This window comes from Sphingopyxis sp. (assembly GCF_016463645.1).
Taxonomy (GTDB): Bacteria; Pseudomonadota; Alphaproteobacteria; order Sphingomonadales; family Sphingomonadaceae; genus Sphingopyxis.
Window position 1 is genome coordinate 1 of sequence record NZ_JAEMQX010000116.1, and the last position, 11,602, is coordinate 11,602.

Annotated in this window: 7 protein-coding genes, 1 tRNA gene and 1 pseudogene; 8 read left to right on the forward strand and 1 reads right to left on the reverse strand. The window is 66.3% G+C overall.

The window, feature by feature from the left end:
• The 5 genes and pseudogenes from JHC57_RS17905 to JHC57_RS17925 form a co-directional block, all read left to right on the forward strand.
• A pseudogene (locus JHC57_RS17905) lies at positions 1-238 on the forward strand (branched chain amino acid aminotransferase); the annotation flags it as partial.
• A gap of 56 nt (positions 239-294) precedes the next feature.
• Positions 295-369, forward strand: a tRNA-Gln gene (locus tag JHC57_RS17910).
• 148 nt (positions 370-517) lie between these two features.
• A complete protein-coding gene (locus JHC57_RS17915; protein ID WP_294031723.1) occupies positions 518-1,543 on the forward strand; it encodes a formylglycine-generating enzyme family protein in 1,026 nt (341 codons plus the stop codon).
• Positions 1,544-1,735: 192 nt separating this feature from the next.
• Positions 1,736-3,544 carry a DUF885 family protein gene (locus JHC57_RS17920; protein ID WP_294031724.1) on the forward strand — a complete coding sequence of 603 codons (1,809 nt, stop codon included), beginning with the start codon at positions 1,736-1,738 and terminating at the stop codon, positions 3,542-3,544.
• A gap of 140 nt (positions 3,545-3,684) precedes the next feature.
• Positions 3,685-4,926 carry an ROK family transcriptional regulator gene (locus JHC57_RS17925; RefSeq protein WP_294031726.1) on the forward strand — a complete coding sequence of 414 codons (1,242 nt, stop codon included), beginning with the start codon at positions 3,685-3,687 and terminating at the stop codon, positions 4,924-4,926.
• An 8-nt stretch (positions 4,927-4,934) separates the two neighbouring features.
• Here the strand turns inward: JHC57_RS17925 and JHC57_RS17930 are convergent, their stop codons facing one another.
• Positions 4,935-6,296 (reverse strand): sugar porter family MFS transporter, encoded by a 1,362-nt coding sequence (locus tag JHC57_RS17930; RefSeq protein ID WP_294031727.1) that lies wholly within the window; start codon positions 6,294-6,296, stop codon positions 4,935-4,937.
• A 208-nt stretch (positions 6,297-6,504) separates the two neighbouring features.
• Here JHC57_RS17930 and JHC57_RS17935 point away from each other — a divergent pair, with 208 nt between their 5' ends.
• The 3 genes from JHC57_RS17935 to JHC57_RS17945 all read left to right on the forward strand — a co-directional run.
• Complete coding sequence (locus tag JHC57_RS17935; protein WP_294031729.1) at positions 6,505-7,764, forward strand: sugar MFS transporter; 1,260 nt, start codon at positions 6,505-6,507, stop codon at positions 7,762-7,764.
• Positions 7,765-7,813: 49 nt separating this feature from the next.
• Positions 7,814-10,189: a GH92 family glycosyl hydrolase gene (locus tag JHC57_RS17940; RefSeq protein WP_294031730.1), complete on the forward strand. Its 2,376-nt coding sequence runs from the start codon at positions 7,814-7,816 to the stop codon at positions 10,187-10,189.
• Between the two features lie 100 nt (positions 10,190-10,289).
• Positions 10,290-11,602 (forward strand): glycoside hydrolase family 2 protein (locus JHC57_RS17945; protein ID WP_294031731.1); only part of this gene is annotated, 1,313 nt, incomplete at its 3' end.

Genomic DNA, 11,602 nt, shown 5'->3' on the forward strand with positions numbered 1-11,602 from the left:
GGAACCCTATGCGATCGACCAGTGGCAGGCCGATGCGGAAAGCGGCAAGCTCACCGAAAGCTTCGCCTGCGGTACCGCTGCGGTGGTGACGCCGGTGGGCAAGGTGACGCGCGGCGAGACGAGCTTCACGATCGGCGCGGGCGGCCCCGGCCAGGTCACCGAAATGCTCAAGGGCAAGCTCGTCGACATCCAGCGCGGCCGTGCCGCCGACCCCCATGGCTGGGTCACGCGCCTTTAAAGTCTTCAACTTGCCATTCGGGAGGCGGGCGCTATAGACGCGCTCGCACCGGCCGTTGGGGCGTAGCCAAGCGGTAAGGCAGCGGTTTTTGGTACCGCCATGCGCAGGTTCGAATCCTGCCGCCCCAGCCAGCCGGTGATCGTCTGCCTTCCCGATTTTCCTTCCTTCGGGACGCTATGGCGCCGCCGCGAGGTTCGCGCTCGCCCATTGACCTCGACCGCGAAGCCGTTCAGCCCGGGTTGCCGGGAAGCCGCGTCGGGCCTCCCCCAGGAGACAATGATGACCCGTTCTTCCCTGTTCCTCTTCGCGCCCGCCGTCGTCGGTTCCGGCCTGCTGCTCGCGGCGTCGGCGTGCAGCGGCGGCAAGTCCGAAGACAAGCAGATCGCGGCGACCGCCGCCCCGCGCGAATGCGCCGCGATCGGCGACACGCCGGTGAAGCTCGCCGGCGGCACCTTCGAGATGGGCGAGGATGATGTCTATGCCGAGGAAGGACCGGTGCGGAAGACCAGCGTCGGCGGCTTCTGGATCGATCCGCACGAGGTGACGAACCGCCAGTTCGCGAAGTTCGTTGCGGCAACCGGCTATGTGACCGTCGCCGAGAAGCCCGTCGATCCGGGGCAGTTCCAGGTGCCCGCCGACCGGATTCCGCCCGACATGCTGAAGGCGGGGTCGGCGGTCTTTACGCCGCCCGATTTCCCGTCGAACAATTATGCCGACTGGTGGAAATATGTCCCCGGCGCGAACTGGAAAAAGCCCTACGGCCCGACCGGCCCCGACAGGATCGCGAACGAGCCCGTGGTCCATCTCGCCTGGGACGACATGGTCGCCTATGCGCGGTGGGCGGGCGGGCGCATCCCGACCGAGGCCGAATGGGAATATGCCGCGAGCGCGGGCGAGCGATCGAGGAATGTCCAGCCCGCCGAGGCGAACAGCTGGCAGGGCGCCTTCCCGAACTACAATGCCGAAAGCGACGGGTTCAAAGGGGTCGCGCCGGTCGGCTGCTACAAGCCCAATGCGAACGGCCTCTATGACATGGTCGGCAATGTGTGGGAGGTGACCTCGGATTTCTTCAGGCCGGGTCACGATCCTGACGACCGCGATGATCCCACGGGCCCCGATGAGGGGTCGGCCTATGACCCGCTCAATCCCGGCCTGCCCTCGCGGACGGTGAAGGGCGGCAGCTATCTGTGTGCCCCCAATTATTGCCAGCGTTACCGCCCCGCCTCGCGGCAGGGCCGCGATCCCGGGCTCGGCACGAGCAATGTCGGCTTCCGGCTCGTCTATGACAAGGCGCCGGCAGCCTGATTCCGGCTCGCGGCCGCGCCGGCCATTTCGTGCGAGCGCAAGGAATGCAGCCTTCGGCTGGCGCACTCCCGCCGCGAGCCGGCGTAGCGGTTCACCGACGCCGCCGGGCCAATTCTCCGTGCGTCGCGATCGATGCGATTGCGTCGGCGGGCGTCGCGGGTACAAGCGGGGCCGTTCAAGAGGAGATTCCGGATGCGCTTCGCCATTGCCCTGACGCTGATGTCGGCCCCGCTGCTTGTTTCACTTCCAGCGCCGGCAATGGCCGCGGCGGCGCCGGAGGCCGCGCAGGATCAGGCGCTGCTCCTGTTTCTCGACCAGGCTTTCGACGAGCGCATCAGCCTCCAGCCCGAGAGCCTGACGCAGCTCGGACTCAAGACCGGCTACGACCGGCTCGACGATTATACCGACGCCGCCGCGGTGCGCGAGCAGGAGCTGCTCGAACGGCAGCTCAGGGAAATGCACGCACGCTTCCGGCCCGGACAATTGGGGCCGAGCGCGCGCGTCAGCTACCGATTGTTCGAATATGATGTCGAACGCCGCCGCGAATCGTTCCGGTTCCGCAAGCTGCGTTTCCCGGTGACGACCAACGGCAGCCCCGCGGGCGACATTCCGGTACTGCTGATCAACAATCACAAGGTCGACAGCGTGGCCGACGCCGAAGCCTATATCGCGCGCCTGCGCGACACCGACCGCGTGATGCGCGAGGTCGCGGCGACGATGCGCGAACAGGCCGCGGCGGGCGCGGTGCCCAACAAGGTCAATTTCGCTCCCGCGCGCGCCGACGCGAAGAAGATTCTCGTCGGCGCACCGTTCGACAGCGGGCCCGATTCGACGCTGCTCGCCGATTTCCGCAAAAAAGTCGGCGCGCTCGATGCGGCGGACGCGGTCAAGGCGAAGCTGGTCGCCGATGCCAGCGCTGCGCTGACCGGACCCTTCCGGCACGGCTATGACGCGCTGATCGCCGCGATCGACGAGATCGAACCCCTATCCAAAGGCAATTTCGGCGTCTGGAGCCTGCCCGACGGCGACGCCTATTATGCCGACCGGCTGAAGAATTCGACGACCACCGACCTTACCGCCGACCAGATCCATGATCTGGGCCTGAAGCAGGTCGCGGCGATCCGCGAGGAGATGGAGGCGATCAAGCGCGAGGTCGGCTTTACCGGCACGCTCGAACAATTTTTCGATCATATCCGCACCGATCCGAAGCTCAAATATCCGAATACGGAGGCCGGCCGCGAAGCCTATCTGGCCGATGCGCGCGCGGTGATCGCCTCGGCGATGGCGGCGGCGCCGCGCTATTTCAGCGTATTGCCCAAGGCCGCGCTCGAAGTGCGCGCGGTCGAAAAGTGGCGCGAGGCAACGGCCTCGACCGCCTTCTACAACCCGCCCTCGGCGGACGGAGCGCGGCCCGGCATCTATTATGTCAACCTCGTCGACATGAACCAGACGCAGAAGGTGCAGGTCGCGGGCATCGCGGCGCATGAAGGCGCGCCCGGACATCATTTCCAGATCGCGCGGCAGCAGGAGCTCGCCGGCATCCCCAAATTCCGCAAATTCGGCGGCTATGGCGCCTATATCGAGGGTTGGGGGCTTTATTCGGAGCGGCTGGCGAACGAGATGGGCGTGTACAAGGACCCCTATGACCGCTTCGGCATGCTGTCGCTTCAGGTATGGCGCGCGATCCGGCTGGTACTCGACACCGGCATCCATTCCAAACGCTGGACCCGCGACCAGGCGATCGCCTATTTCCGCGCCAACAGCTCGGTCGCCGACACCGATATCGCGCGCGAGGTCGACCGCTATTTCAACTGGCCGGGGCAGGCGACGAGCTACATGGTCGGTCAGCTCAAGATCGCCGAATTGCGCGCCCGCGCCGAACGCGAACTCGGGTCGCGCTTCGATATTCGCGACTTCCACGAAGCGGTCCTGGGCGAAGGCGCGCTGCCGCTGAGCGTGCTAGAGGAACAGGTCAATGCCTATATCGCGGCAAAGCGGTGAGAATGGCGGCGATCGATTGACACGGCGTCGCTGCTCCGCTTTATCGAAAATCGAATTATTAAAGCGGCGATGCTTTATGACGTGAGTCTGTTTGGCGGGGGGCGCCGGGCATTCGGACAAATTTGGAGGACAGTCCTGCAATGACCCTCAACCGTCCCGGTCTCGACCGCCGTCCGTCGGCGATGAGCGGTCCGGAAGCGCGCGATGCGCGGCTGACCCTCAGCCTGTCGGGCACCAATCTCGAGCGCGCGGGCGACTATAACCAGCGCATCGTGCTGCAGGCGATCCGCCTGACCGACGAGACGACGCGCAGCGACCTCGCCCGCGTCACCGGGCTGACGCCGCCGACGATCGTCAACATCACCAAACGGCTGATCGACATGGGGCTGGTCAAGCCCGCCGGGCGGCTGCAGGGCAAGCGCGGCCAGCCGGCGATGCGGATCGTCATCGATCCCGATGGCGCCTTCGCGATCGGGCTCAACATCGACCGCGATCATATCACGCTGGTGACGCTCGACCTCGCGGGCAAGATCCGCAGCCGCCACACGCGCGAGATCGCGTTCGCGCTGCCCGGAACGGTGGTCGATCATGTGCGCGACATCCTGCCCGGCTTGCTCGAGGAAGGCGGGGTCGACCGGGCGCGCATCCTCGGCGTCGGCGTCGCGCTGCCCGACGATCTCGGGCGGATTTCGCTGCCGCACCGGCCGACCGAATATGACGCGTGGGATGACATCGATCTGGGCGCGCTGCTCGGCGAGGTGCTCCCCTGGCCGCTCCATGCCGACAACGACGCCGCATCGGCGGCGCTCGGCGAAGTGCATCTCGGCAACGGGATCGCGCTGCCCAGCTTCTTTTATCTGCTGATCAGCGCCGGCCTTGGCGGCGGTCTGGTCATCGATCGCAGCTATGTTCGCGGTGCCGATTCGCGGTCGGGGGAGATCTGGGCGATGCCCGATCCCGCGCGCGGCGAGGGTGCGAATGTGCAGGACACGGTGTCGCTATCGGCACTCTATGCGCGGCTCGAGGCCGCGGGCCATGACGTGACCGAACCCGACGCGCTGGTCGAGGGTTCTCCCGACCGCGAGGCCGTGATCCTGCGATGGCTCGACGACGCCGCCGACGCGCTCGTCCAGCCGCTGATCGCGGTGAACTGCCTGATCAACCCGGCCGCGATCCTGATCGGCGGACGGCTTCCGGGCAAGCTGGTCGACGGGCTCGTCGAACGGCTCAACGCGCGCATGGCCGGGGTGAGACTGCCGGCGGTCGCGCCGGTGCAGCGCGCGGGCGCCGCCGACGACGCGTCGGCGATCGGCGCCGCGATCATCCCGTTCCTCGATCATGTCCTGCCGTCCGAATCGATCCTGATGCAGGCGGGGCGCTAGGCGCCGGTTCAGGCCCCGGCGATCCGCCGGTCCATTTCGTCGAGATCGACACCGCGGGTTTCGGGGAAGACGATCGCGACGACGATAAACTGGACGACCATCGCAGCGGCGAAGATGACGAACGGCGCGCCGGGCGACCACGCCACCAGCACGGGAAAGATGCCGGCGATCAGCGCGTTCATCAGCCAGTGCGTACTCGCGCCGAGCGCGCTGCCGCGGGCGCGGACCGGGGTCGGGAAGATTTCCGAAATATAGACCCAGATCACCGCGCCCTGACTCGTTGCGAAGAAGGCGATGAAGCCGATCAGCGCGGGCAGCATCAGGCCGTTTCCGACCGCGCCGAACAGGACTCCCGCCGCGACGCCAAGGCACAGGGTCATGCCCGCCGCGCCGGCGAGGAGCAGCGTCTTGCGTCCGATCCGGTCGATCAGCGTCATGCCGACGAGCGTGAAGACGAGGTTGGCGATCCCGATCATCACCGCCTGCCGATCGGGTGACAGCGAACCGGCGCGGGCGAAAATGTCGTTCAGATAATAGAGTACGGCATTGATACCCGCGAGCTGGTTGAAGGTCGCGACAAGGATCGCCAGCAGCATCGGGCGGCGATGGCGCCGCCACGACAGTCTCTCGCCGGGCGGATCGCGTTCCAGCGCCTGCTCGATGCCGCCGAGTTCGCCGGCCGGCGCGCCGATCCGGGCGAGCGCCGTCGTCGCCTCGTCGCGGCGTCCCTTGGCCAGCAGCCAGCGCGGGCTGTTGGGGATCGCGAACAGCAGGACGAAGAAGAGCAGGGCGGGGGCGGCGGTGATGCCAAGCTTCCAGCGCCACGCCGTATCGCCGCCAATGAGTCCCGCGATCGTCGCATTGCTGAGATAGGCGGCGAGAATGCCGGTGACGATCATCAGCTGAAACAGCCCGACCAGCCATCCGCGATGCTTCGGAGGCGCGATCTCGGCGATATAGACGGGCGCAAGCACTGACGACCCGCCGATCGCGAGCCCGCACAGGAAGCGGAAGATCAGAAAGGCCGGCCAGCTCGACGCCAGCGCGCAGCCGAGCCCGGCAACGAAATAGAAGGCCGCGAGCACCCGCAGGCTGTCACGGCTGCCGAACGCGTCGCCCGGCTTGCCCGCGAACAGCGCGCCGACGAGAGTTCCCCACAAGGCGGCCGACACGGTAATGCCCAGCGTCTCCGGCGTGAGGGCGAAGAGGGCGGTGAGATCGCCGGTGACGCCGGCGATCACCGCCGTGTCGAATCCGAACAACAGGCCTGCCAGGGCGGCCGTGCCGATGGCGGCGATCAGCGTGATGCGACCTCCGATACGCCCGTCCGTGCCGTTTCCGCTCCATGCCTGGGGGTTGTTGCCTGTCATCGCTCTCTCCGATCGATCGAACCTTGGCGTTCGTTCCGACTGCCCGATGACATGCCACAAACTCATCCACGAACAAATAAATTAATTTTCATTATTATCTTGACGTCGAATGCGCGTTCGGGGCACGATTTGCGAAATCGAATCCTGCGGCGGAACGGCGCGCGGGAAGGAGGGAATGGCGTGCGCGCCATTCGGAGAGGGAAAACGGATGACCGGCAAGCAATCGGGCACGGCATGGACGTTCGCTTATGTCACCATGCTCTTCTTCGTCTGGGGCGCGGTCACTGCGGTCAACGATATCCTGATCCCGGCGGTGAAGGCCATCTTCGCGCTCTCCGATACCGAAAGCTTTCTTACGCAATTCGCCTTCTTCATGGCCTATGGCGTCGTCTCGCTTCCGGCGGCGGCGATCATGGGTCGTCTCGGCGCCGCCAATTCGATCATTGCGGCGCTCGCGACGATGATCGTCGGCTGCCTGATCATGCCGCTCGCGACGGTCGTCCGCGAATATGCGATCGTGCTCGTCGGGCTGTTCGTGATCGCGTCGGGAATCACCTTGCTGCAGGTCGCCGCCAATCCGCTGTCGGCGTCGCTCGGCCGGCCCGAACGCTCCCATTTCCGGCTGGTGCTCAGCCAGGCCTTCAATTCGCTCGGCACCGTCGTCGCGCCCTGGCTCGCCGCGCGCACGCTGCTGCAGGGCGGACTGTTCGAAGCGGGCCCGGTGACCGAGGCGAAGATCGCCTATTCGCTCGGCCGTATCGACGTCGCCTATGTTTTCATCGCAGCGGTGATCGCGGTGCTCGCGATGTTCCTGTACCGCGTCCGGCACGAGATTGCCGCCGCCGCGCCGCCCGTTGAAACGGCCGCGCGGGTGTCGAGCGCCTTTGCCTCGCCCTGGGCGCTGGCGGGCGCGCTCGCAATCTTCCTCTATGTCGGCGCCGAGGTCGCCATCGGCAGCGCGATGGTCAATTTCCTCGAGCAGCCCGACGTGTTCGCGATCAGCGCGGTCGAGGCGGGCAGTCTCGTCAGCCTCTATTGGCTCGGCGCGATGATCGGCCGTTTTGTCGGCTCGGGGCTGCTCTACCGGCTGCCCGCGGGGCCGCTGCTCGCCGTCGCCGCCATCGCTGCGGCCTTGCTCTGCCTGACCGTCAGCCAGATCAGCGGGCCCGCGGCGGGCGTGCTCGCCATCTCGGTCGGGCTGTTCAACTCGATCATGTTCCCGGTGATCTTCTCGCTCACGATCGAGCGTTCGGGTGCGCCCGCGTCGGCGACGTCGGGATTGCTTTGCATGGCGATCGTCGGTGGCGCGCTCGTGCCGCTCGTCTTCGCGCAGGTCGCCGATGCCAGCGGCAGCCGCTTCCTCGCCTTTCTGGTGCCGATGGCCTGTTACCTCGTCATCGCGCTGTTCGGCTGGTTCGCGGCGCGCGCGCCGGCGCGGACGGCCAGCCTCGCAACTTCGCCGCACTGACCACGCGATCAACGAAAATATTCAGGGAAAGAGGGAAAGAGGGTCGCAAATGAATATCGGGACGAATTGGAACCGCGCGCGAAAGACCGGGGCCATGCTCGCGTCGGCGGCGGCGATACTGCCGCTCATGCTCGTTTTTCCGCCGGTGTCGGCGCAGCAGAAATCGGGCCAGTCGCCCGTCGACCTTGCCGATCCGCTCGTCGGTACCGCGCCGCTCGACGATCCGAAGCTGATCGGCAACGCGCCGCCCCCGGGCGAGCCTGTCTATTCGGGGCAGACCACGCCCGCGGCGATGCTGCCGCACGGCTCGGTCGCCGCGGCGCCGATCAACAACAATATCGAGCTCCAATATCCGAACGGCGTCCCCGTTCCCTATTATTACACCAACCCGACGATGATCGGCTTCACCGGCGGTGGCGGGCCGACCTATGGCGGCAATGCCGAACCGGTCATCATGCCCGTGGTCGGCGACTGGTCGCCGCCGCCCGCCTACAGCCAGTCATATTATGACAAGGCGCGCGAAAAGGCATCGCCGGGCTATTATTCGGTCCATCTCGACACGTTCAGGACACAGGCGGAACTGACCGCGACGCGGTGGGCGAGCGTGATGCGCTTCACCTTCCCGCAGAGCGAGCGGTCGAACGTGATCATCAACTTCCCGCGCCACGGCGGCACGGTCGAGATCGTCGGCGACAGCATCGTCCGCGGCAAGTCGGACAAGGGGCGCGGCGGCGAGAGCGTCGATGGCAGCTACTTCGTCGCGCATTTCTCGAAGCCGTTCACCGCGCTCGGCACCTTCCGCAAGTCGCCCGGCGACAATCAGGGCTGGGGCATCGGCACCAGCGACGTCCAGCCGGGAACGCGCAGCCTCTCGGGCAGCTATGCCGGCAGCTATGTGACCTTCCGCACCGATGCGAACGAACAGGTGCTGGTGAAGATCGCGCACGGCACCAGCTATGAACAGGCCGAGCAGCGTCTGGCGGCCGAAGTGCCGGGCTGGGACTTCGACGGCGTCCATGCGGCAGCACGCGACCAGTGGGCAAAGCTGCTGGGCCGCGTGCGCGTGTCGGGGGGCACCGACAAGCAGCGCAAGCTCTTTTACTCGACGCTCTACCAGTCGTTCGCCAGCCCCCGGCTGCTCGCCGCGAAGGGCGAGAAATTCGCCGACACCAACGGCAAGGTGCAGGTCGCGACGCACGATCGCTACGGCCCGGTGCCCTTCTGGGATACCGGCCGCAACCAGATCGTTCTGCTCGAGCTGATGGAGCCCGAGGCGGTAAGGAACATCATGGCGTCCGAACTCGCGATGGCGCGCGAGAAGGGCTATATGAACACCTCGTTCCACGGCGACAATGCGGTGTTCCTGTACCTCGGCGCGTGGGAGCGCGGCATCGGGTTCGATTATGAGGCCGCCTACGAATATATGCGCAAGAACGCGACCGACCCGAAGGGGCCGCGCGGCTATCTTGCCGAATATATGAAGCAGGGCTGGATTTCGGACATCGTGCCCGATCACAATCCCAGCCCGCCCTATGCCGGCGGCAAGGCGGGCGCGGCCAAGACGCTCGAATATGCGTGGGACGATCATGCGCTCGCGCTGTTCGCGAAAAAGCTCGGCAAGGATGCCGACTACCGGATGTTCCTGAAGCGCGCGGGCAACTACGCCAATGTGTTCGACAAATCGATCGGCTTCATCCGCGGGCGCACCGCCGACGGCAAGTGGATCGCGCCCTTCGATCCCGCCGAACCCTATTATAACTTCATGATGAAGGAGGCGTCGGGATGGTCGACGCTCTGGCTCGCGCCGCACGACGTGCAGGGGCTGATCGGCCTGCTCGGCGGCCGCGCCGCCTTCAACGCCAAGCTCGACGAGTTTTTCACCAAGCCCTATGATCCGACCGGCATCTGCCGCGACTGCACCGGCGTGATCGGCCAATATGTCCACGGCAACCAGCCCGACCAGCAGGCGCCCTATTATTACAACTGGAGCGGTCAGCCGTGGAAGACGCAGGCGCTGGTGCGCGAGATCCTCGACAGGACCTATGGCAGCGACGCATCGGGCTATGGTTATCCCGGGATGGACGATCAGGGCGCGACCTCGTCGTGGTACGCGCTCTCGGCGCTCGGCTTCTATCCGGTCGATCCGTCGAGCCAGGATTATATCATCGGCAGCCCGGTCTTCGACGACGCGAGCCTCGATATGGGCAATGGCAAGACGCTGCGGATCGTCGCGAGGAATAATTCGCCGGCCAACGTCTATATCCAGTCGGCGACGCTCGACGGCAAGCCGTGGAACAAGCCGTGGTTCCGCCATGACGATGTGAAGGAGGGTGCGACCTTCGTCTTCACCATGGGGCCGAAACCCAACAAGGCATGGGGCGCCGCGCCCGATGCCGCGCCGCCGTCGATGTCGCGAAAGCACTGACCTGACCAGCCCCTCGCCCCCGTATCCTCCGCGGGGGCGCGAGCCCAGGACCCACCTTCCCCCTCAGGGTCCTGGGCTCCCCCATTCGACAGGAGATATCATGCGCAGCCTTCTGATTACCGCATCTTTTCTCGCTCTCGCGCCGGTCGCGGCGCAGGCCCAGACCGCGACGCCGCCGGCTGGCGACGCCGTCTACACCGGCGACATCGTCACGCGCTGGGGCAAGGAGGTGACGCCCGAAAACGCGTGGCGCCTCTACCCGCGCCCGCAGATGGTGCGCGAACGCTGGGTCAATCTCAACGGCCTCTGGGACTATGCCATCGCGCCCAAGGCGGCCGAGCGGCCGGCGGCGATGGACGGGAAGATCCTCGTGCCGTTCCCGGTCGAATCGAAACTCTCGCGCGTCGCGCGCAAGGTCACCCCCGACGACCGCGTCTGGTATCGCCGCAGCTTCACCATCCCCGCCGACTGGCGCGGCCAGAATGTCATGCTCAATTTCGGCGCGGTCGATTATGAAGCGACGGTGCGCGTCAACGGATCGGTCGTCGGGTCGCACAAGGGCGGGTTCGATGCCTTCGGCTTCGACATCAGCCCCTATCTGAAACCCGGCGCGAACGAGCTCGTCGTCGAGGTCACCGATCCGACGAGCGCGGGGACGCAGCCGCGCGGCAAGCAGATCCTCGACCCCGCGGGCATCTGGTACACCGCGGTCAGCGGCATCTGGCAGACGGTGTGGATCGAGCCGGTGCCCAAGCTCCACATCGCCGAAGTGCGCGCGACCCCCGATATCGACCGCGGCACCGTCGACGTCGCGGTGGCATTGAGCGGCTGGGCCAACGATACCGACGCGGTGAGGCTCACCGCGAGCGCGGGCGGCAAGCCGATTGCCTCGACGATCATCCGCGCCAACCGGCAGGCGACGCTCGCGATCCCGAACGCACATCTCTGGTCGCCCGACGATCCGCATCTTTACGACCTCAAGGCCGAACTGGTGACGATCGCCGATCCCTGGGCGGGTGAGGCCGAGCGCGATCGCAAGGCCTATGACTCGCGTTTCACCGACCACGAAAGCCGCGTCTATGCGAAGGCGCGGGTCGAAGGCGCGCCGCGCGACAGCGTCGCCGCCTATTTCGCGATGCGCAAGGTGTCGATCGGCCCCGGCCGCGTCGCGGGGCAGCCCGCGATCCTGCTCAACAACAAGCCGCTCTTCCAGCACGGTACGCTCGATCAGGGCTGGTGGCCCGACGGGCTCTACACGCCGCCGTCGGAGGAGGCGATGAAGAGCGATATCGTCTTCCTGAAGAAGGCGGGGTTCAACATGCTGAGGAAGCATATCAAGGTCGAACCCGCGCGCTATTATCACGACGCCGACCGGCTCGGCATGCTGATCTGGCAGGACATGCCCTCGGGCGG

Excerpts from the sequence above, each read along its gene's own strand:
- JHC57_RS17915 (WP_294031723.1), top strand. The coding sequence starts at position 518 with ATGACCCGTTCTTCCCTGTTCCTCTTCGCGCCCGCCGTCGTCGGTTCC.
- JHC57_RS17920 (WP_294031724.1), top strand. The coding sequence starts at position 1,736 with ATGCGCTTCGCCATTGCCCTGACGCTGATGTCGGCCCCGCTGCTTGTT.
- JHC57_RS17925 (WP_294031726.1), top strand. The coding sequence starts at position 3,685 with ATGACCCTCAACCGTCCCGGTCTCGACCGCCGTCCGTCGGCGATGAGC.
- JHC57_RS17930 (WP_294031727.1), bottom strand. The coding sequence starts at position 6,296 with ATGACAGGCAACAACCCCCAGGCATGGAGCGGAAACGGCACGGACGGG.
- JHC57_RS17935 (WP_294031729.1), top strand. The coding sequence starts at position 6,505 with ATGACCGGCAAGCAATCGGGCACGGCATGGACGTTCGCTTATGTCACC.
- JHC57_RS17940 (WP_294031730.1), top strand. The coding sequence starts at position 7,814 with ATGAATATCGGGACGAATTGGAACCGCGCGCGAAAGACCGGGGCCATG.